This window comes from Ochrobactrum quorumnocens (assembly GCF_002278035.1).
GTDB lineage: Bacteria > Pseudomonadota > Alphaproteobacteria > Rhizobiales > Rhizobiaceae > Brucella > Brucella quorumnocens.
Genome location: NZ_CP022604.1, coordinates 873,466 through 893,315 on the forward strand (window position 1 = coordinate 873,466; position 19,850 = coordinate 893,315).

Sequence of the window (19,850 nt, forward strand, 5' to 3'; positions counted from 1 at the left end):
CATAAAATAAAAATGCGCCCGGCCAAGGTGGGCCGAACGCACATATTTAGTTGGTCAGCCCCAACGCTTGTGGAACCACATCCACTGGCCGGGATATTCGCGTACCCAGCCTTCAACGGTGTCGTTGAGAAGCTGAGCAGTCGCGGCAACATCGATTTCGCCTTTTTCGTCGCGTGGCAGCTCCATGCGCTCTTTGAGTTCGAGCCGATAGCGACCGCCAGGCAAACGAATGCAGCGCGCCGGGTAGACATCACAATCATATTGACGTGCGAGCTTTGCCAAGAGCGGATTGGTCTTGACCGGTCGGTCGAAAAAAGTCGAGGGAACGCCACGCTGGAACTTCTGGTCCACCAGCATCCCGACATTACCGCCAGCATCCAGAACACGCGCCAGCGACCAAGCGGCACCGGCCTTTGATGGCACGAGATGCCCCATATTGGTGCGGCGCGCCTTGAGAACGGTCTTCGCAATATAGGGATTGTTCGGCGGACGGAAGAGGGCCGTCACATCAAGACCAAATGTACCCGCGCAGATCGGGAGAAGCTCGAAATTGCCTGTATGCGCGGTGAAGAAGATGTGCGGTTTCTTCTCATCACGCAGGCGTTCGAAGATCGGAATTCCTTCGACTTCAATCAGGCCGGGCTCTGTAGCATTTGGGTCGAAATCGAAGATCGCGTCGAGGAAGATATATTCTGCGAAGAGGCGAGCCATCGAATCCCACATTTCGATGGCGATCTTTTCGATTTCTGCTTCGCTCTTCTCAGGATAGGCCAGACGAAGATTGTTGATCGCAACCTTGTGTCGGGGCGTGAGCGGCCCAACACGACGTGCAAACCAAGCTGAGAAGCGGATCGCGCTTTTAGCAGGCAACAGACGCAGCAGGGCCAGAGCCAGAAACACTGCCTGCGCCCAAAGCCAGTAGTTGAACTGCTTGAGTTTACGCGACCATTTGAAGAGAAGAAGCTTGAACTTGAACATCAAAAGCTTAGTCGATCTGCAACACGATTTTGCCGAAGACGTCGCGGCCTTCCATGCGCTTCAAAGCAGTGTCGATATCATCAAAGCCGACAATCGTGTCGATGACCGGATGAACGACGCCTTGCGCCATTTTCTGCATGGCGTCAGCCATATTCTCCATGCGGCAACCGAATGAACCGAGAAGCTTAAGCTGCTGTTGGAACAACATCATCAGGTTCATGTTCGTGGAAACGCCGGAGGTGGAACCACAGGTCACAAGACGTCCACCGCGCTTCATGCAAAGCATTGAGCCTGCCCATGTGTCTGCGCCGACATGTTCAAACACGACATCGACGCCCTTCTTTTTGGTGAGCTTGCGAACAACACCTTCAAAGCGGTCGACACGATAATTGATAACGTGATCGGCACCCAGTGCCTTGGCCTTTTCGATCTTGTCATCCGAGCCAACGGTAGTGATGACGGTGCAGCCCATCTTCTTGGCAAGCTGGATTGCGGCCGAACCAATGCCGGAACCCCCGGCCTGAACCAGAATCGTTTCACCCGGCTGAAGCTTCGCATTGTCAAACAGCATATGCTCGACCGTACCGAAGGTCACAGGAGCAACAGCCGCACCGATTGCGTCAACGCCGGGAGGTGCTGGAACCAGAAGACGTGCTGGCAGATTGACTGCTTCACATGCAAAGCCATCAAGATGGAAGCCGTGGACGCCGCCTACATGTTCACAGAGGTTGTCGCGGCCTTCGCGGCAGGCCTTGCAGAGACCGCAAGTGCGTGCGCCATAGATCGAAACGAGCTGACCGGGCAGAACATTGGAAACACCGGGACCGATTGCATCGACAACGCCAGAGGCTTCCGCACCGATGACCAGTGGCATCTTGCGCTTGGCAAATGCCATGCCGCGCCAGCCCCATACATCAATATGATTGAGCGCGACGGCTTTGATCCTGACCGTAACTTCGCCATTGCCGGGTGCGGCAGGCGGAGCGATATCGGTCATTTCGAGACGACGATCATCAAGAAGCTGCAAGGCGCGCATGAATTTATCCTTTTCAAGACATAATCCCGGAAAGCATTCGGCTTTCCGGGATTACCGAGAATATATAACTTTTAGTCCGATTAATTCGGATTTGCCGTCAAAACAAGGCTGGCATTTTGTCCACCAAAGCCAAATGAGTTTGAAAGCACCGCGGAAACCTGTCCGTCGCGCTTCACATTCGGCACGACATCCAGCGGGATTGCCGGGTCTGGATTGTCGTAATTGATAGTTGGCGGCAATGTGCCGGTCTGGATCGTCAGCAGTGAAAACACGGCTTCGATAGCACCGGCAGCAGTCAGCGTGTGGCCAATCATCGACTTGTTGGATGAAACCGGGATCGACGCGATCTGCTCACCAAATACGCTTGAAAGAGCAAGATATTCCATTTTGTCATTCTCAGGCGTCGAGGTGCCATGAGCGTTGACATAAGAAATCTGATCTTCAGTCAAACCGGCATCAGCAAGTGCTGCACGTACCGTTCCGATAGCAGGCGAGGCATCCGGCTTGGAACGGGTGCGATGGAAATCGTCGGCCTTTTCGCCACAACCTGCCAGAATGCCCAGCACCTTTGCGCCGCGCGCCACTGCACTTTCAAGTGATTCCATGACCAGCGCACCAGAACCTTCGGCCATCGCAAAACCGTCACGGTCCTTGGAGAAGGGCTTTGAAGCCTTTTCCGGTTTGTCGTTCTGGGTCGAAAGCGCTGACAGCAGCGAGAAGCGGATCAGCGATTCAGCTGATACCGAACCGTCTGTGCCGATCGAAAGAACACGATCGCTTTCGCCGCGACGAATGGCTTCGACGCCGAGCTGAATTGCGGTCGCACCCGAAGCGCAAGCAGTCGACAGCGTAACTGGCAGGCCGCGCGTGCCAAAAACCTCTGACAGGCGCTCGGCGATATAGCCGAACTGCGTCGTATTGAAGAGATCAATCTGACGCGCACGACGGCAGGCTTCGAGCAGAAGCTGATAGCTGGCCGGACCTTCATCCTTGATGCTTGCATCGAGCGCAAACCGGCTTTTCCAGTCCAGCTCAACAGGAGGTGCTGCAAGGAAAAGTGGACCGCCAAAGTTGGTCACGGAAAGACCGGACTGTGCGAGCGCCTCTTCACCAGCAAGACGTGCGAGCGCCTCGGAGAGGGCAGAGGAGCCGATATTGCTTTCTGGCAGAAAGTCGACCGTGCCGGAGAAGCGTGTCTTAAGGCTTTCAGTCGGAAAACGGGTGATGTCATGAATGCCGGAGCGTCCGCCGGTCAGTGCAGCCCAATTATCTTCCTTGCCCTGTCCGAGGGAGGAAACAACGCCTGCACCTGTAATTGCAACGATGGGGCGGCCGAGATGGTCTGTATATTTGGTCATCTTATGCTCTCACCAGCTTTGCGGCACCTTCAGCGCGAGTTGCACCGATGGTGGTGACGATGGCTTCGCTGATTGTTCCATCAATCGCCTTTTCAGACGGGCTTGTTGGTGCGAAAGCCTCACCTTTCCAAACAGAAATGGCTGCGAGCGCCAGCGCCAAGGGGAACTGAGCTTCGCGCAAATGCCCCGTCAGCCCGGTAATGCCGCGATAGGCTGAAGAAACGCCATTCAGTGCGGCTTTTTCGGCAGCGGTCGCAGCATGTGCGCCGGATGAGCCGGAAACCACATATTGAGGTTCTTTGCCGCCATTGGAAGCAAGCACCAGTTCACGCACAGTTTTTTCGAGATCATCGGCATCACGGCGGATTTGGGCGCTTTCGATGCTCGCAATTTCCGCATAAGCGCGCGCGCCACGCTTTTCAGCATGTTCAGCGCTTTCGAGCACAAGAAATACACCGCCGGAACCGGAGATCATACCGCCACCGGCAGTACCATCACGTTCCCACAGTGAAGCCCAACCGTCGTGCTTGAGCAATCCGCCAAGCTCGTGACCGAGAATCATGTCGAAATGTTCGGAATTGTATGAGCCGCCGACCAGCGCATGTGTGCTCTGACCCGAACGAATGCGTGCCGCAGCCGTCTCAATTGCAGCAATACCGGAGCCTTCTTCGCCCATGAATGTGCGGGAAGAGCCGGTCACTTTATGAACGATGGAGATATTGCCTGCTAGCAGGTTTGAAAGCTGAGCGAGAAACAGGGTAGGGCGCAGCTCTGTCGAGAGCTTCTCGTTGAGCATTACACCGCGGTTGTTACTGGTGCGGCCTTCTTCGAGAATCTGCATATCGACAGTGATATCGCGTTCGCCGCCACCGGCGCCCACGATCATGTCCATGCTGGCGCACAATACTTCGTCATCCTTGATGCCCGCATCGTCAAGCGCGAGACCTGCCGCATAGGTACCAAGCCGCTGCCAGGTTTCCATCTGGCGCTGGTCGCCGCGCTTAGGGATTTGCAAGCCCCAATCGACTTCACCAAGCGGATGAACTGTATACGGCGCAAAGGCTTCTTTTTCGAGGCGTGGTTCTGAACCAGCCGTTGAGAAAGCATTCCAATGCGCATCCAGTCCTTCGCCAAGCGAAGAGATGATGCCAATTCCTGTGATGACGACTTTATTGCTCTGCATAGTTCGGTTCTGCCCGTAAATGCTGTGCTTGGGATGCTGTGCGTGATCCAGAAACGGAATCAGGGCGAACACGGATGTTCACCCTTCAATACCGTCAGCTTTCGCGGCTGGTCAGCCCTTTTTGGCCGCGACCAGTTCGTCGATCTTGGCGCAGAGATTCTTCAGAACGAAGTATTCTTCAGTCGGCGCTTTGCCTTCGTTCACTTCCTGCGTCCACTGTTCAAGCGGAATCTTGATGCCGAATTCTTTGTCGATCGCAAAGACGATGTCGAGGAAATCGAGGCTGTCGATGCCCAGATCATCAATGGTGTGGCTTTCGGGCGTGATGGTATCACGATCGATTTCACTTGTTTCAGCAATGATGTCGGCGACTTTGTCAAAAGTAGAGGACAAGTTTCGATTCCTTTATTCTTGGCGATGCCACTACAGGCATACGTCTGAGTATCTGCGCGTATCTAGCGTTTTTCCGGTGACAGGGAAAGTCATAATAGCTTCACGATCACCGAGACTTCGCCGGACTTTAGAGCGCATCCCGAAAAGTGTGAAACGGTTTTCGGAAAAGATGCGCGTGAAAACAAATAATTGAGACGCGTCGATCTGATGAAGTCAGATCGAAACGCACTCTGATTGCGCATATAAGGTGCACAGCACGCGAAGCGCAACATAGAGCGAATTACAATTTTTTGAAATGTGCTCAAAAAAGAATTGTTCAGGGTTCGCTTCTCACCCGCTTTATGAAGTACCAAAGCCCGACAGCGGTGCATGCGAGCATGACAATCGCAAGCGCGTATTGTACTGGCCCATTGCCGGAAGCAACCGCTGCAAGCCCCGATGCGGCACTGCCCAAAGCACCAAGCGCTTCGGGATGTTTCAGCACAGTTTTGACAGCCGTATCGCATTGCCGTGCTTTCGGTAGCGAGGCGGCTTTCGGTTCCGCAGGCTCGGTGACAGATGGGGTCGCGGCAAGTGCAAGTGCACGAGATCGGACACGCTCGACGCGTGCCAACCAGCCAGTGCCAAAGGTCGAAGCTGTGGACAATCCTTTCAGCCAAGTGGCGCGCGCATCACATAGTGCGTTGATGATCGCCTCAGGCGAGTGATCAGAAAGTGCGGCAAGGGTTTTAACGCCGATGACGCCATCTTCAGGCAGATTGACAATGCCTTGCAGCATTTTCGCCGCCCTGCCTGGCCCTGAGTTCACCGCAAAGTCGAATACCGCGTAATCAATGCCCGATGGGAGATCATCACCATCGATCTTGTTCCAGAATTGTTGCTGATAGATTTTCGTGGCTTCTGCTTGTGTAAGGTCCATCACATCTGATGTAGATATCGGGTGTCCCCGCCATGCCGAGAGTGTCGCTATGGTAATTCCCATATTGGTAGCGCCGCCGGGGTCATGTGGATTGTCGACATAACCACCTTCTTCACTAAAAATATAGGGTATAATTTTTTTGAAGTTAGGCTTCATCTCTGAAATCCCTAATTTATATAATGTAAAAATAAATAATACTTATAATTAACCGATATTACTCCATAGTTTGGGTAAATAATATTGATTTGTTTTGAATGTGCGTTGAAGAACGTTACGTCTAGTGGATTGAATTTGACATGTGAATCCCGACCGACACAAATGCTGTTTCAAACGTCAAATTCGAAAAATCCACTAGATTCAAATGCTTGCTAATGGTCTTTTTGATTCCGAAATTTCTTTAAAGCATTTTCAGCCAAAGTAGGAACCGGTTTTGCGTTCGGGAATGCGTAAAAACAAATAGTTACAGCGGTTCCAACGATTCAATATTAACTGGAACCGCTTTAACGCTTGTATCGAGGGATGAAAATGTCGGGCTCAGACCACTAGATACTTCCGGTTTAGTTGCATTCGCTCTTGCGCAGCACGCGCCGATGCGGCTTGATGCGGCTCTCGAAAACGCATCAAAATGGGCGAACAAAGTGACATCGGAAATTTTTGGATATGCACCGGACGGGCAGGCGGTTCATCGGCTTACAATAGCCAATGGTTCGCTCGAAGCGAAGATCATTACATGGGGCGCAGCTGTTCAGGATTTGCGCATGGAAGGTCATGATGCGCCATTGGTTATTGGCTATCGTGATTTTGCCGATTATCCAGCGCACTCGCCCCATTTAGGCGCAATCGCCGGTCGCTTTTCCAATCGCATCCGCAATGCGCGGTTTGTGCTTGATGGAAAGACATATGATGTCGAGGCGAATTTTCAGGGAATTCATAATCTGCATGGCGGCAGCAAAGGCCTTGGAAACCGCGTCTGGAAAGTCACCGGCTCTGGATCTGATTTCGTTACGCTCGCCACACTTGCAGCCGATGGAGAGATGGGGTTCCCCGGTAATCTCAATGTAAGCTGCACCTATATGCTCAATGCAAAGGGTACTTTGATTGTGCGTCTTGAAGCAGTGACGGATAAGCCAACGGTGTGCAATCTTCTCCATCACAGCTATTTCAATCTTGATGATGGCGGAGAGGGCGACATACTCGATCACCAGTTAAAGATCGAAGCCGATGCCTATATGCCGGTCGATGAGGCACTGATTCCCGATGGGCGCATTTTGCCCGTCAAAGACACGCCTTATGATTTCCGCGATTTCCGTCCAGTCCGCTTCAAGGAGGACGGCAAGCAAGTCGAATATGACAGCAATTTCTGCATGACGGCGGCACGCGGTCCGTTGCGCCCCTGTGCGTCCGTTAAAGGTGCGCGGTCCGGTATTCGCCTTGATGTTGAGACGACGGAGCCTGGCGTTCAGTTTTATGCCGGCAATACAATGGCCAATGATTGCATTGGTTTAATGGGCAAGCCTTACGGCAAGCATGCAGGGTTCTGTCTGGAGCCGCAGGTCTGGCCGGGTTCGCTGGAATATTCCTACGTTCCTCAAGCGATCTTACGTCCGGGCGAAGTTTACGCCCAGACGAGCCATTTTACGTTTACGCGGGATTAGTTTCGTTGAGATAAGCGGCGCGTGCGTGTTCCATTGGAGCCAGCGCGCCGCGAATTTCCACTACGCGCGCTGCAACTGCATGTGCTTTGCGTGCAGCTTCAACGGGCGATAAGCCTTCAATACGTGCGGCAAGATAACCACCGTTAAAGCTGTCACCAGCACCTGTCGTATCAACCGCATTGGCTTTGACGGATGGAATGAGGGTTTGCTCGCCGTCCGCTATAACAAGCGCGGGCTCTGTGCCGTCCTTGACCACAATTTCCTTCACACCAAGACCAATAAGTCTTTCCGCACAGGCCTGCGCCGTCGCATCGCCAAAGAGCGCCTGTTCATCGGGGAAAGTCGGCAGCGCGATATCGGCAATCTGCATGGCTTCGCTGATGACTTTCTTTGCGACCTCGCGATCAGGCCAGAGCTGATGGCGGAAATTCGGATCAAATGCGATGCGGGCGCCTTCTGCGCGGCATTCACGTAAGATTTCGAACAGAGTTTCGCGATGTTCCGGGAAGACGATGGCAATTGAAATGCCCGAGAAGTAGATCATATCGCGGCCAGCCAGGCTGGCTTTTAAGGCATTTCGGTCGTTTGCGAGGCGTCGCGCTGCTGCATCACTGCGCCAATAGGTGAACGAACGTTCTGCGCCATTGAGCGTGATCGCATATAGCCCAGGATGGACGCCCTTGATAATGGGGCTGTGCGCAATGCCGATGCCATTTGATGTGAGGAAAGCACGTTGCTTCTGCGAGAAATCGTCCTCGCCAAATGCGCTGACATATTCCACGGGATACGATTGGTCTTTCAGCGCGCGCATGTACCAGGCGGTGTTCAGTGTGTCGCCGGCATATCCCATGCGCCATTGATCATCGCCACCGCCGGACAGTTCGATCATGCACTCACCGATCGACGCAAAGCCACCCATAGTTATCTCCTCGTTTCTATCCGCACGTACGCCTACAGTATCAGTCCAAAAATCTGAACCAGTTTTTGGAAAGCACCATGCGTAGGTTCAATAATTTAGAGCGTTGAAGAAGTGCAGGGTACTCCATAGGAATTTGCGGTGATGTAAAATCCAGATGTCACTTACCCTTTATCGACTTGCCACAATCTGCGTGTAACGATCCCGCCAAGAGAGGAATCACTATGCGTTACGCGATTTATTTCACGCCGCCGTCAGGCGATGCGCTTTTGAAAGTTGCCGCCAACTGGCTTGGGCGAAGTGCGTTTAGTGGAGAGCCGGTTAAGGTTCCTGCGATTCGAACGCTTGCGGCCGAAGATATTGCCGCACTGACCGAGGAGCCGCGCCGCTATGGTTTTCATGGCACGTTGAAAGCGCCTTTCCGATTGGACGAGACCTATCAGGAAAGCGATTTGCTTTCCGCGCTGATGTATTTCGCATCTTCGAGCGCGCCATTCGTCATACCACGCCTGAAATTGCAGGGTATTGGCCCGTTCTTTGCGCTCGTGCCGGAAGAGCCTGTGGCTGAACTCAATCAGCTTGCCAATGACGTGGTGGTTTCGTTTGATCGTTTTCGCGCGCCATTGCGGGATGCGGAAATTGCCAAGCGTCGTCCAGAACGATTGAGCGAAGGGCAGCGCCAGAACCTTGATCGCTGGGGCTATCCTTACGTTTTCGATGAGTTTCGCTTTCATATGACGCTGACCGGACCAGTCGATGAAAAGCAGCGGCCGCATGTCGAACGCGTGCTTGACGACTTTTTTGCGCCTGTTCTGGATGATCCGGTAGAAATCGCCAATCTTGCGCTCTTTGTGGAACCGGAAAAAGGCGCACCATTCGAGATTCATTCGCTGCATCCGATGACCGGTGGTACTAAGGTGTCAAAACGGTCCTCTCGGGCTGTGGGAAGGCCTTGAGGAATGACGACGGAAACTGTTCTAAAAAATGCAAATATTGTTCTGCCTGACGAAGTAATCAGCGGTACCGTTAAAATAGCTGATGGTGTCATCGTTGATATTTCATCCGGCTCGTCCGTGTCTGGTAAAGACATGGAAGGGGATTATTTGACGCCGGGACTGGTCGAGTTGCACACTGACCATCTCGAAGGCCATTATGCGCCACGCCCGAAAGTGCGCTGGAATCCGATTGCTGCGGTTCAGGCTCATGACGCGCAGATTGCCGCTTCCGGCATTACGACAGTCTTTGATGCTTTGCGGATCGGCTTCGACGATGAAGCGCAGACGGGTATTGATGATATGCGTAAGCTGTCATCAGCAATCGCAGAGGGGCGTGAGGCAGGACGTTTGCGCGCCGACCATTTTCTGCACTTGCGGTGCGAGGTTTCAGCACCTGATTGCCTGAGTGCATTCGAGCGGTTTGGCGTGCATCCGCTGGTCAAACTGGTTTCACTGATGGATCATGCACCGGGACAGCGGCAGTTCACGGATATTGAAACCTACAAATCCTACTACATGAGCAAGCTCAGAGTGACCGAAGAAGAATTCATACGCTATTGCGAAAAGCGTATGGGCCAGTCACAGCGACATTCGGCACCGACCCGCAAGGCGATTGCCAGTGATTGCCTTGAGCGCGGCATCGTTCTGGCCAGCCACGATGACGCCACAGCGGATCACGTTGCAGAAGCAAGTACGCAGGGAATTCGCGTTGCTGAATTTCCAACAACACATCTGGCCGCCAAGGCATCCAAGGAAGCGGGTATGTCGGTTCTGATGGGCGCGCCCAATGTGGTGCGTGGTGGTTCGCATTCTGGCAATGTTTCGGCACGCGAATTGGCTGAAGCCGGTCATCTCGATATTATTTCGTCTGATTATATTCCGGCAAGCATGATGCAATCGGCATTCTTCATGGCAGATGTCATGGAGCAAATTACGCTTCCACAGGCGATCAAGCTGGTATCAAGCAATCCGGCAAAAGCCGTTGGCCTGCAGGATCGTGGTGAAATCGCAATTGGAAAGCGTGGTGATCTGGTGCGTGTGCAGATTGCCGAGCACGTACCGATCATTCGCACCGTTTGGCGCGAAGGACGGCGCGTGATCTGACACGCGCCGTTTATTTGTTTCAGGTCTCAGCATCTGTCAGTGAAAGTTGCCCTGTTACATCGTCCACAGACAGCTTAAGTTCGAGATAGCTGTTGATGCTTTTGTGCGATGTTTCCGGCGAATGCGGGTGCGTTGCCGTTACGACAACGACGCGCGCACCAGCGGTTTCGCCAGCGACAATGCCAGCTGGGGCATCTTCAAACACAAGACAATTATGAGGATCGAAGCCGAGCCTCTTTGCACCGAGCTGGAAGCATTCAGGGCTTGGTTTTCCACGCTCAACATCTTCAGCGGAAACAATTGTCTTAGGCATTGGCAAGCCTGCGGCCTGCAAACGCCGCCGCGCCAGTTCAATTGGTGCCGAGGTAACGATTGCCCAGCGATTTTCCGGTAGCGAGTTCAGGAAGTCAAGCGCACCTTCAATGGCTACGATCCCATCCAGATCAGCCATTTCCGCATCAAGCAGGATTTTGGCCTCCGTGTCTGGATCAAGATGTGGCAGGCCCAGTCTGCGGACGGTATCGACAGCACGCACGCCATGAATGGTTGGAACAAATGTGACCGGATCAATACCATGACGGATTGCCCATTCGCCCCAGACACGCTCAGTTGCTGCAATGGAACTCAGCACTGTGCCGTCCATATCGAACAGAAAAGCGTCGAATGTTTTGTTGAAGGGAGATAGGTCGGTCAAAATGAAGATCCTCGAATTTTAAGGCCAGAAACGGAAGCCAGAATCAGGTGGGCGTGTTCGGTTTTTGATCTTAATGCGGAAAATTGGCTAAAGTCACAGTATTCAACACAATGATTGTCTTTGACTGCTTTTGCGTCCGCCATACCGTGAAAAATCACACAAGCTTCTTATATTGAAAACCTTGGCCCAAACGACAAAACTTGATCATTTGCTTCGTTTATGGCTTTTTGCGCGACTTGATGCAGGGTGTATCAACCCATAGCCAGATAAAACGCCAAACATCTGGATGAATCGCATTCTCAGGATTGTTGTTTAAATGACTGAAATAAAAAATAAAAATCACAACTATCCAGATCATCGGTTCTCTGTTGCGCCGATGCTCGACTGGTCGGATCGCCATTGTCGCTATTTTCACCGCCTGTTTTCCAAGCGTGCTTTGCTCTACACAGAGATGGTTGTCGCTGATGCGGCAATCCATGGCCCACGTGACCGTCTCATGGGATTTGATGTAACGGAACATCCCATTGCTTTGCAGCTTGGCGGTTCCGATCCGGTCAAATTACAGGAAGCTGCACGAATTGGCGCTGGCTTCGGCTACGATGAAATCAATCTCAATGTCGGCTGCCCGTCTGACCGTGTTCAGTCCGGCACATTCGGCGCTTGTCTGATGCAGACACCGGAAGTGGTTGCACGTTGCGTCGCCGCCATGAAGGAAGTTGTCTCGGTGCCCGTCACAGTCAAATGCCGGATAGGCGTTGATGATCAGGACCCGGAAGTGGCACTGGATGCAGTTGCAGATCAGGTTCTTGAAGCAGGCGCTGATGCGCTTTGGGTTCATGCCCGCAAAGCATGGCTGAAAGGGCTGTCTCCAAAGGAAAATCGCGATATTCCGCCGCTTGATTATGATCGTGTCTATCGTCTCAAACAGCGCCTTGATGCGCCATTCATTGGTATCAATGGCGGTATAAGCACTCTGGAAGATGCGATATCGCATCTCGATCATCTGGATGGCGTCATGCTTGGGCGTGCCGCTTATCATAATCCGGCATTGCTCGCGGACGTCGATCATCTCATTTATGGAGATGATGAAAAGCCTACGGATATGACCGAAATCATTGAGGCAATGTGCGACTATGTTGATCGGCACATTGCGGATGGCGGCAGGCTTTCACACATAAGCCGCCACATGGTTGGATTGTTCATGGGGCAGCCAGGTGCGCGCCGCTGGCGTCAAATCTTGTCAACAGATGCCGCCAAGCCCGGCGCGAATAGCGATGTGCTGCGTCAGGCCTATGCGACTATCATGGAAGCCAGCAGCGAAGCTGCCTAGAGCATGTCGCAGTTAAATGGATTCATTTAGCGTTCGCGAACATGCGACAATTAAAAAATCTAGAGCGAATGCAGTGGTTACGATTAGATGCGCGTCGCTCCAGAGCGGCTTCAGTTAAGACTGAATCGTAGGAATCGCGTCTCACGCAAAACCGCTTCGCGCTTTTGGCTCAAATGCTTTAATCCATCATAATAAGCTGATCGCCGCGAACGCTGAACCCGCCAAGCGTTTGCAGGAAGTTCATACCGAGCAGACTGCCGGTCATCAGTCCTTCCTGTGTCACCATTGCACGGACATTCTGCCGTTCAATGTCACCGATCTGTAATTTTGCAATGGTGATGCTGGCAGCGGTAGCTCTTCCGTTCGCGGTGTTGATCGGCACCGAATAGTTGAGCGATGACGTGTCGATGCCTGCGCGCTCTGCGTCTTCCTTTGAAAGCACGACAGAAGACGCACCAGTATCGACAAGGAAATGGACGCGCGCATCATTCACACGGCCATTAACCTCGAAATGCCCGTTGGCAGACTTTGCCAATGTTACGGTAAGGGAACCATCGGCGGCACGGCCTGAAATAGGGCTGCCGGGAATAAGCCCGGCCGTAATGCGACTGACCGCATCCTGAAGCTCATAGCGATACTGATAGGCCGCGACGAGACCGAGGATGATGACCGCCCACACGGCCATGTTACGGGCAAAGTCACTCAGCTTGATTCCCGAACCAAGCAAACCTGCTGCAAGCACGACGCCCCAGATGCCCATATAGGCAGCCTGACCAAAGGCATCATTCGCAATGCCAAGCGTAGTTCCGCTGTCATCGTTCGCCATCAGCAACAATATGACAACTGCAATTGCTGCAATCACGATCCAGAACAAACGCCCCATCAGCTTTCTTTCTTTTCCAGTCTTTCATGGCGTGCAGGTAAAAGCGCCATGATTGCTCGCCGTTGATCGTCCTTCATTGAGGACCATTCGGCAATTTCATCGAGTGTGCGGGCGCAGCCGAGACAAAATCCGGTCTGAATGTCCATCACGCATACCAGAATGCATGGCGATTCGATTGTTGCCGCGTTCATAAGGTCAATGTGGTCACGTCAAAGCGTTGTGACAAGACCGAGTAACACTGTCACGGCACTGATCTGTTGCGCAGCACCCAGCGTATCACCGGTTTGTCCGCCAATTTTGACCAGGCAGAGTTTTGCAAAGCCAAATAAAAGCACGACGTTGAAAATGAGCACCTTGATGAGAGCCATTAATCCGCCTGCAGGGATGATGGTTATCATCAGTACCACCAGCGCGATTACACATGCGCAAACGAGTGTCTCCCATTTGGGTGCGCCCAGATTATCGGCGAGCCCACCGGGGCGAGCGGACGGTGATCCGTGCCAGAGAGCGAGGATTGCAGCACGACTTGCAGCTTCTGCACCAATCAGCGCCAGAGCCGCATAACATGCGCCAGCACGATCAATAATGGCAGCAAGTAGCGAAACCTTGATACCGGTCCAGATGATGAGTGCGAGTGCTGCAAAGGTACCAATGCGCGAATCTTTCATGATATCGAGACGACGATCAGGCGTTGACGCACCAAAGAAGCCGTCCGCAGTATCACCAAGACCATCTTCATGCAGCGCACCGGTCATCGCTGCCAGCATGCCGACGGCGATCAAGCCCGAAACAATCGCTGGAAGGTGCAGATAATCGGATACCAGAAGGGCGAGGCCAGCCAGAAATCCAAGAACCGCGCCCGCCAGAGGGAACGCGCGCATACTCGTTTTCAGCGAATCGCCCAAGCCTTCATCTGCGTCTGCAAGCCAGCTATGCGGCAAAGGCAGACGGCTCAGAAAGCCCAGAGAACGAATTGTATCTCCTATGAAGCTGTTTCGCTGCAACTGCTTGCTCCGCTTTAAGAACTATAATGCCGCTGGCCGGAATATTTGCCGCCAATAGGGTGTGGCGCAAAGAGGTGATTTGAAAATTTACGTAAGTGCTTATAGGACGAGCACAACAGTTTTGTATCCTCCATTGATTGATTGGACTAGACGATATGAGCGCCAGTGGCCTTCCTTTTGACGATTTCCGTGAACTCATCCGCAATCTGCCCGGGCCTGATCTTGGTGCAGAAGCGGCTGTACGTGCGCGGGAAGCGACACTGACCAAGCCAGCAGGCTCACTTGGGCAGCTTGAAGAGATTGTTGCGTGGCTTGCCGCATGGACTGGCAAATCGGTGCCGCAGATCAACCGCCCGCTGGTCGCTGTCTTTGCAGGCAATCATGGGGTGACTGCAAGAAACATCACGCCGTTCCCATCAAGTGTGACGGCACAGATGGTCGAGAACTTTGCTGCGGGCGGCGCAGCAATCAACCAGATATGCATTGCCAACGATCTTGGTCTCAAGGTTTTCGACCTCGCGCTGGAACATCCGACCGCAGACATCACCGAAGAACCGGCGATGGATGAACGTACCTGTGCGGCGACAATGGCGTTTGGCATGGAAGGCATTGCCGGCGGCACTGATCTTCTCTGCATCGGCGAAATGGGCATCGGCAACACAACGATTGCAGCAGCCATCGCCCTAGCACTCTTCGGCGGTACTGCTGAAGATTGGGTTGGGCCGGGTACGGGGTCGACGGGTGATCTTTTGGAACGCAAGCTTGCTGCAGTTCGTGCTGCTATCACGCTTCATCAGGCGCATCTTAAAGATCCCCTGGAAGTTCTGCGTCGTCTCGGCGGACGTGAGGTTGCTGCTATGGCTGGTGCAATTCTTGCCGCCCGTATGGAAAAAATTCCCGTTATCGTTGATGGCTTTGTGGCCAGTGCGGCTGCTGCCGTGCTGTACGCCGCAAACCCGGAAGCGCTCGACCATTGCCTTTTCGGCCATGTGTCGGCAGAACCGGGCCATCGACTGATGCTTGAAAAGATGGGCAAGAAGCCAGTTCTTGATCTTGGGATGCGTCTTGGTGAAGGTACAGGTGCCGCATTGGCCGCTGGTATCGTCAAGGCCGCAGCGCTTTGCCATAGCGGAATGGCAACATTTGAACAAGCTGGTGTCACAAGCACCACAAAATGAACACAAAAAAGCCCGGAATTCTCCGGGCTTTTTCAGCTGTGATGAAAGCTTTTAATTGTTTTCTTTGTCCAGAACCATGTAGTCGAGCGGCAGTTCGGTCGTGTACTTGATCTGCTCCATCGCAAAGGATGAGGACACATCACGAATTTCGATCTTGCTGATAAGGCGTTTATAAAACGCGTCATAGGCCGCAATATCTGGCACTGCTATACGCAGCAGATAATCGACATCACCGCTCATGCGGTAAAATTCGATGACCTCAGGGAATTCCTGAACCACTTCCGAGAAGCGCTTCAACCATTCATTGCTGTGCGAGCTGGTACGCACTGATACGAATACGGTAACGCGTGTGTTGACGCGTACAGGGTCGAGGATTGCGACGCGGCGCTTAATGACGCCGTCTTCCTCGAGTTTCTGGATGCGGCGCCAGCAAGGGGTTGTGGAGAGGCCAACCTTCTTGGCGACATCTGCTACCGCCAGTGTTGCGTCTTCCTGCAGTAAGCGCAGTATTTTTCTGTCGAGCCTGTCCATACGTTTTTTATCCCGGTATTAGAAATCGTTTCCCGAACTTTCCGGATCAATGAAACTTCATACCTTATGGTTCGCATTCATCCGAAATTACAGGAAATTTATTCTAATGAAAATAAAGGATCTAAAATTTATTTTCTAACGTCGATCAGGTGACGGACTTTTTGGCGAAGGAGAGGAACGACTTCCTGATCAAACCAAGGATTCCGTTTGAGCCAGCCGCTGTTGCGCCAGGATGGGTGCGGCAGAGGTAAAACTGTTCGTCCGGCAGAATTCGGCGTTTCCATAAAGCTGCGCCAGTTCTGGACTGTTTCTGTGAGGCTGGTTTTGCGCCATTCGGGCAAATGATAGGCGAGTGCATACTGCCCGACGACAAGAATGAACTCGAGTTGCGGCATAGAAGCAAAGACGCGGTCGTGCCAAGTCTGACGACATTCGCGGCGCGGGGGAAGATCACCGCCCTGTTTGTCATAACCAGGAAAGCAGAAACCCATTGGCACAATTGCGAAACGCGCCGGATCGTAAAACTCTTCGCGTGTTGTGCCGAGCCATTGCCTCAAGCGGTCACCGGAAGGGTCGTTAAACGGCAGGGAGCTGTTATGCACTCGAATGCCCGGAGCCTGCCCACAGATCGCAATGCGTGCAGTATCCGAGATTATACATACCGGATTGGGTTCGTGCGGCAGAGGTGGCAGAAACTGAGGCGTGTCACGGCAAATCCGACAGGCCCGGATCGAGTGCCTTAGCTCGTCCAGATTTTCCATTATTCCTATTGGGCTCCAGACCAGAGAGAGTTGAACAGAGCAGAGACGCAGCCTCTGATATAGTTGATCACATCGCTGATTGCATCGGATGAGGGCGCCTCGTGGCCCGTTTCCGCCTCTACATTTGGCTTCTGATGCTCTTTGCGCCATTGGTAAGGTGCTTCAAAGCTACCCGCCCATAACCCAAGTTTTTCACGGCGGGCGACGACCTCTTCGCTTCTATAGTCGCCATAAGAGACAGCCCAGCCCTGTTCCACCATCCAACGGTTAAGATCGGTCTCACCAAGATAGCATCGCCCGAGATCTCGCCCGTATTTATCAATCCCTTCTTTTTCGCAGCGAATCGCAGCTCCGCTGATTCTGCCGCGCAGCGCATTGCGCGCTTCCCGACCGCAGAGATAGGTGCGTTCACCGGTCTGACAGCTTTGCTCCATCTCCGGTGCGTCGATACCCAAAAGGCGGATGTGAACCTTGTTGAGAATGACGGTGTCGCCATCAATAACATAGACGGTGCCCGCCAATGATTCTTTGGGCTGACGGTTGACTGGCAGAGATACGATAATTGCAACGAGAGCGGAAAAGATAAGCAAAGTTAAGAAGATGCTGCGGAAAGCTCCACCTCTTCTTCTTTGTCCTGTCTGATATGGTCGCCGGTAATAGCGCCGTCTGTTGCTCATTATCTGCTGCCCCCGACCTTCGTCAGATCATAACTCATCCGGTGGCTTTGCGAAATTCCATCGCTCCTGCACCAATGGGTCACCACAACTAATTGGGGCCAACAACATTTCATTTTGTGTTGATTCAGCAACAGTCTTTACCATTGCTTTAGGCTAGAAAGACGGGAGACACATTTTGCCCATTTCCCGCCACAAAGAAGCGTCACCGGATAGGAAAGGCAAAAGCTATTAACAACTCCGGGAAACGTTAGTTCCCTCAGGACAGGAAGAAATGAAGAACGACGCATTGTTTCACAACGATCCGTTTTTGAGCAGCGAAAAGACTGCTCCGTTTTCATTTCGTGTTTCTGGCAATAGCCGAGCTTTATTCCGTCAAAATCGGGTCGCAGTGTTGACGAAAAGACAATGTACTCTGTCACTTATGTCATCAACTTCTACCCAATGTGAAAGACCAGCGTTGTGATGCGTATTCGCAGTTTTTCATATCCCCTTATCGCTGCGGCACTTGGCTTGGCCATTGTCTGCAACAGCGCTTCGGCATTTGATCTGAACGATGACTCTGAAAAATCACGTAGTCCGTTCGAACTCTTCAAGTTCGGTTTCTCTGCCTATAAGAGCGGCCACAAGGACGAAGCCATCAAGGCGCTGCGTTATGCAGCTGAACGTGGTCATCAGGGTGCCAAGTGGAAGCTTGCTCGCATGTATGCCGATGGCGACGGCGTTGCAGAGAACGATTATGAAGCCTATCAGATTTTTGAAAAGATCGTCCGCGACGGTGCAGAACCGGGTTCTGAGAACGAACCCTATGTCGCTGATGCGCTGGTCGCACTCGCAGGCTATGTAAGGCGCGGTATTCCGGGTTCCCCGGTTGATTCTGATCCAAAGTTCGCACGTAACCTCTATGTGCAGGCTGCATCCAACTTTGGCGATCCTGCTGCTCAGTATGAACTTGGCAAGATGCTACTGGACGGCGAGGGCGGAGAACGCAATTCAATGCAGGCGGCTCGTTGGTTCCAGCTTGCAGCCAAGAAGGGGAATGCAAGCGCGCAGGCCATGCTGGGCAATATGCTGTTTCAGGCTGGAAAGACCGTTCGCGGCCTTGCCATGCTCACCGCAGCGTTCGAGCGTTGCCCGACGGAGGATTGCACCTGGATTCGCGATATGCAGGAACAGGCTTTCTCAATCGCCGGTGAAGCTGACCGCCGCAATGCCATAGCTCTCTCCAGCAACTATGTTGCCAAAGGCGACTTTTAGAGCAGCTCTAGTTAAGAATGAATCGTTGGAACCGCTCTATCTGTTCGTTTTTACGCATTATCCAGCGCAAAACCGCTTCGCACTTTTGCTGGAAATGCTCTAACAACTGAAGAATGAGCTTTGCATTTAACAAAGCTCCCAATCGTGAGATCAGACGGACAATGTTACCGTCACAGGCACATGATCTGACGGCTTTTCCCACGCTCTGACGTGTTTTTCGATATCTGTTGAAACGAAATGGTTTGCCGCTTCCGGCGACAACAACAGATGATCGATGCGAATGCCATTGTTCTTCTGCCACGCACCGGCCTGATAATCCCAGAATGTATAGACGCCGTCTTCATCCGTTGCCGCACGAACTGTTTCGGTAAAGCCCATATTTTCAAGCCGACGGAACGCCTGACGTGATTGCGGCTGAAACAGCGCGTCACCGAGCCATTGCTGCGGGTTTTTCGCGTCATTAGGCTCCGGGATGACGTTATAATCGCCAGCGAGAACAAGTGGCTCTTCCAGTTCAAGTCGGCTCTTCGCCCAGTTTTCCAGCCTCTGCATCCAGGAAAGCTTGTAAGGGAATTTCTCTGTATCTACCGGATTACCGTTGGGCAAATATAGCGACACCACACGGAGAACACCCTTTTCCGTCGAGAAAACGGCTTCAATGAAGCGCGCCTGTTCATCGCTGTCATCGCCGGGTAACCCGCGATTGACTTCATCAGGCGATTTTTTGGAAAGGATAGCGACCCCGTTAAAGCCCTTCTGACCATGAGTTTCGACGTGATAGCCGAGCGCTTCAATCTCTAGTCGCGGGAACAGATCATCCACCGACTTGATTTCCTGAAGGCAGGCGATATCAGGCGACGATTCCTTCAGCCAATGCTGGAGGTTTTCGATACGCGCCTTGACGCCATTAATGTTCCATGTCGCGATTTTCATGAACAAATGATTAGGCGGAAGACGAGGTGAGGGCAAGCGCTGCCCTCGCTCCATCACAGAATTTCGAA

General features: G+C 52.8%; 21 protein-coding genes. 6 read left to right on the forward strand and 15 right to left on the reverse strand.

The window, feature by feature from the left end; translation table 11 throughout:
* Window positions 1–54: 54 nt before the first annotated feature.
* The 6 genes from CES85_RS13680 to CES85_RS13705 all read right to left on the reverse strand — a co-directional run bounded on the left by CES85_RS13680 (window position 55) and on the right by CES85_RS13705 (window position 6,023).
* Window positions 55–981 carry a lipid A biosynthesis lauroyl acyltransferase gene (locus CES85_RS13680; protein WP_095446477.1) on the reverse strand — a complete coding sequence of 309 codons (927 nt, stop codon included), beginning with the start codon at window positions 979–981 and terminating at the stop codon, window positions 55–57.
* A gap of 4 nt (window positions 982–985) precedes the next feature.
* Window positions 986–2,014 carry a zinc-binding dehydrogenase gene (locus CES85_RS13685; protein WP_095446478.1) on the reverse strand — a complete coding sequence of 343 codons (1,029 nt, stop codon included), beginning with the start codon at window positions 2,012–2,014 and terminating at the stop codon, window positions 986–988.
* 80 nt (window positions 2,015–2,094) lie between these two features.
* Complete coding sequence (locus CES85_RS13690; RefSeq protein WP_095446479.1) at window positions 2,095–3,372, reverse strand: beta-ketoacyl-ACP synthase; 1,278 nt, start codon at window positions 3,370–3,372, stop codon at window positions 2,095–2,097.
* A 1-nt stretch (window position 3,373) separates the two neighbouring features.
* Entirely contained in the window at window positions 3,374–4,555 is a 1,182-nt protein-coding gene (locus tag CES85_RS13695) for a beta-ketoacyl-ACP synthase (RefSeq protein ID WP_095446480.1), read from the reverse strand.
* Between the two features lie 111 nt (window positions 4,556–4,666).
* Window positions 4,667–4,948, reverse strand: coding sequence for an acyl carrier protein (locus CES85_RS13700; RefSeq protein ID WP_094506999.1), 282 nt, complete (start codon window positions 4,946–4,948; stop codon window positions 4,667–4,669).
* A gap of 316 nt (window positions 4,949–5,264) precedes the next feature.
* On the reverse strand, window positions 5,265–6,023 hold the full coding sequence (locus CES85_RS13705) for a glycoside hydrolase family 108 protein (protein ID WP_095446481.1): 759 nt from the start codon (window positions 6,021–6,023) through the stop codon (window positions 5,265–5,267).
* A gap of 482 nt (window positions 6,024–6,505) precedes the next feature.
* Here CES85_RS13705 and CES85_RS13710 point away from each other — a divergent pair, with 482 nt between their 5' ends.
* On the forward strand, window positions 6,506–7,522 hold the full coding sequence (locus CES85_RS13710; protein ID WP_095447880.1) for an aldose epimerase family protein: 1,017 nt from the start codon (window positions 6,506–6,508) through the stop codon (window positions 7,520–7,522).
* Here CES85_RS13710 and CES85_RS13715 read toward each other — a convergent pair.
* Window positions 7,509–8,441 (reverse strand): sugar kinase, encoded by a 933-nt coding sequence (locus CES85_RS13715; RefSeq protein ID WP_095446482.1) that lies wholly within the window; start codon window positions 8,439–8,441, stop codon window positions 7,509–7,511. The two genes, CES85_RS13710 and CES85_RS13715, sit on opposite strands and share 14 nt — an antisense overlap.
* Window positions 8,442–8,662: 221 nt before the next feature.
* Here CES85_RS13715 and CES85_RS13720 point away from each other — a divergent pair, with 221 nt between their 5' ends.
* Together CES85_RS13720 and CES85_RS13725 are read left to right on the forward strand one after the other, a co-directional pair.
* Window positions 8,663–9,394 (forward strand): DUF1045 domain-containing protein, encoded by a 732-nt coding sequence (locus tag CES85_RS13720; RefSeq protein ID WP_095446483.1) that lies wholly within the window; start codon window positions 8,663–8,665, stop codon window positions 9,392–9,394.
* 3 nt (window positions 9,395–9,397) lie between these two features.
* Window positions 9,398–10,537 carry an alpha-D-ribose 1-methylphosphonate 5-triphosphate diphosphatase gene (locus CES85_RS13725; protein WP_095446484.1) on the forward strand — a complete coding sequence of 380 codons (1,140 nt, stop codon included), beginning with the start codon at window positions 9,398–9,400 and terminating at the stop codon, window positions 10,535–10,537.
* A 19-nt stretch (window positions 10,538–10,556) separates the two neighbouring features.
* On the opposite strand, the gene CES85_RS13730 is transcribed toward CES85_RS13725, so the two are convergent.
* Entirely contained in the window at window positions 10,557–11,231 is a 675-nt protein-coding gene (locus tag CES85_RS13730; protein WP_095446485.1) for an HAD family hydrolase, read from the reverse strand.
* Window positions 11,232–11,547: 316 nt separating this feature from the next.
* Here CES85_RS13730 and dusA point away from each other — a divergent pair, with 316 nt between their 5' ends.
* Window positions 11,548–12,561, forward strand: a complete 1,014-nt coding sequence (dusA, locus tag CES85_RS13735; protein WP_095446486.1) for a tRNA dihydrouridine(20/20a) synthase DusA — start codon at window positions 11,548–11,550, stop codon at window positions 12,559–12,561.
* A gap of 178 nt (window positions 12,562–12,739) precedes the next feature.
* On the opposite strand, the gene CES85_RS13740 is transcribed toward dusA, so the two are convergent.
* The 3 genes from CES85_RS13740 to CES85_RS13750 are packed head-to-tail and all read right to left on the reverse strand — an operon-like array spanning window position 12,740 to window position 14,448.
* Window positions 12,740–13,444 (reverse strand): TIGR02281 family clan AA aspartic protease, encoded by a 705-nt coding sequence (locus CES85_RS13740; RefSeq protein WP_095446487.1) that lies wholly within the window; start codon window positions 13,442–13,444, stop codon window positions 12,740–12,742.
* The gene (locus tag CES85_RS13745) at window positions 13,444–13,635 is read right to left on the reverse strand and encodes a DUF1289 domain-containing protein (RefSeq protein ID WP_095446488.1); all 192 of its coding nucleotides are present in this window, start codon (window positions 13,633–13,635) and stop codon (window positions 13,444–13,446) included. Before CES85_RS13745 ends, CES85_RS13740 begins: the two co-directional genes overlap by 1 nt.
* A gap of 18 nt (window positions 13,636–13,653) precedes the next feature.
* A complete protein-coding gene (locus tag CES85_RS13750; protein ID WP_095446489.1) occupies window positions 13,654–14,448 on the reverse strand; it encodes an adenosylcobinamide-GDP ribazoletransferase in 795 nt (264 codons plus the stop codon).
* Window positions 14,449–14,603: 155 nt separating this feature from the next.
* Here CES85_RS13750 and cobT point away from each other — a divergent pair, with 155 nt between their 5' ends.
* Window positions 14,604–15,626, forward strand: a complete 1,023-nt coding sequence (cobT, locus tag CES85_RS13755) for a nicotinate-nucleotide--dimethylbenzimidazole phosphoribosyltransferase (RefSeq protein WP_095446490.1) — start codon at window positions 14,604–14,606, stop codon at window positions 15,624–15,626.
* A 51-nt stretch (window positions 15,627–15,677) separates the two neighbouring features.
* On the opposite strand, the gene CES85_RS13760 is transcribed toward cobT, so the two are convergent.
* The 3 genes from CES85_RS13760 to CES85_RS13770 form a co-directional block, all read right to left on the reverse strand.
* Complete coding sequence (locus CES85_RS13760) at window positions 15,678–16,157, reverse strand: Lrp/AsnC family transcriptional regulator (RefSeq protein ID WP_095446491.1); 480 nt, start codon at window positions 16,155–16,157, stop codon at window positions 15,678–15,680.
* Between the two features lie 128 nt (window positions 16,158–16,285).
* Complete coding sequence (locus tag CES85_RS13765; protein WP_095447881.1) at window positions 16,286–16,927, reverse strand: uracil-DNA glycosylase family protein; 642 nt, start codon at window positions 16,925–16,927, stop codon at window positions 16,286–16,288.
* Window positions 16,924–17,595: a thermonuclease family protein gene (locus CES85_RS13770; RefSeq protein ID WP_095446492.1), complete on the reverse strand. Its 672-nt coding sequence runs from the start codon at window positions 17,593–17,595 to the stop codon at window positions 16,924–16,926. Before CES85_RS13770 ends, CES85_RS13765 begins: the two co-directional genes overlap by 4 nt.
* Before the next feature lie 462 nt (window positions 17,596–18,057).
* On the opposite strand from CES85_RS13770, the gene CES85_RS13775 reads away from it, so the two are divergent.
* Window positions 18,058–18,849, forward strand: a complete 792-nt coding sequence (locus CES85_RS13775) for a tetratricopeptide repeat protein (protein WP_095446493.1) — start codon at window positions 18,058–18,060, stop codon at window positions 18,847–18,849.
* A gap of 150 nt (window positions 18,850–18,999) precedes the next feature.
* Here the strand turns inward: CES85_RS13775 and xth are convergent, their stop codons facing one another.
* Window positions 19,000–19,782 (reverse strand): exodeoxyribonuclease III, encoded by a 783-nt coding sequence (gene xth / locus CES85_RS13780; RefSeq protein ID WP_095447882.1) that lies wholly within the window; start codon window positions 19,780–19,782, stop codon window positions 19,000–19,002.
* Window positions 19,783–19,850 lie beyond the last annotated feature (68 nt).

What these genes read in the sequence shown, in the direction of transcription:
- CES85_RS13695 (WP_095446480.1), bottom strand. Translation starts at nt 4,555, where the DNA reads ATGCAGAGCAATAAAGTCGTCATCACAGGAATTGGCATCATCTCTTCG.
- CES85_RS13720 (WP_095446483.1), top strand. Translation starts at nt 8,663, where the DNA reads ATGCGTTACGCGATTTATTTCACGCCGCCGTCAGGCGATGCGCTTTTG.
- CES85_RS13725 (WP_095446484.1), top strand. Translation starts at nt 9,398, where the DNA reads ATGACGACGGAAACTGTTCTAAAAAATGCAAATATTGTTCTGCCTGAC.
- xth (WP_095447882.1), bottom strand. Translation starts at nt 19,782, where the DNA reads ATGAAAATCGCGACATGGAACATTAATGGCGTCAAGGCGCGTATCGAA.
- CES85_RS13685 (WP_095446478.1), bottom strand. Translation starts at nt 2,014, where the DNA reads ATGCGCGCCTTGCAGCTTCTTGATGATCGTCGTCTCGAAATGACCGAT.
- CES85_RS13690 (WP_095446479.1), bottom strand. Translation starts at nt 3,372, where the DNA reads ATGACCAAATATACAGACCATCTCGGCCGCCCCATCGTTGCAATTACA.
- dusA (WP_095446486.1), top strand. Translation starts at nt 11,548, where the DNA reads ATGACTGAAATAAAAAATAAAAATCACAACTATCCAGATCATCGGTTC.
- CES85_RS13705 (WP_095446481.1), bottom strand. Translation starts at nt 6,023, where the DNA reads ATGAAGCCTAACTTCAAAAAAATTATACCCTATATTTTTAGTGAAGAA.
- CES85_RS13740 (WP_095446487.1), bottom strand. Translation starts at nt 13,444, where the DNA reads ATGGGGCGTTTGTTCTGGATCGTGATTGCAGCAATTGCAGTTGTCATA.
- CES85_RS13745 (WP_095446488.1), bottom strand. Translation starts at nt 13,635, where the DNA reads ATGAACGCGGCAACAATCGAATCGCCATGCATTCTGGTATGCGTGATG.
- cobT (WP_095446490.1), top strand. Translation starts at nt 14,604, where the DNA reads ATGAGCGCCAGTGGCCTTCCTTTTGACGATTTCCGTGAACTCATCCGC.
- CES85_RS13770 (WP_095446492.1), bottom strand. Translation starts at nt 17,595, where the DNA reads ATGAGCAACAGACGGCGCTATTACCGGCGACCATATCAGACAGGACAA.
- CES85_RS13760 (WP_095446491.1), bottom strand. Translation starts at nt 16,157, where the DNA reads ATGGACAGGCTCGACAGAAAAATACTGCGCTTACTGCAGGAAGACGCA.
- CES85_RS13715 (WP_095446482.1), bottom strand. Translation starts at nt 8,441, where the DNA reads ATGGGTGGCTTTGCGTCGATCGGTGAGTGCATGATCGAACTGTCCGGC.
- CES85_RS13775 (WP_095446493.1), top strand. Translation starts at nt 18,058, where the DNA reads ATGCGTATTCGCAGTTTTTCATATCCCCTTATCGCTGCGGCACTTGGC.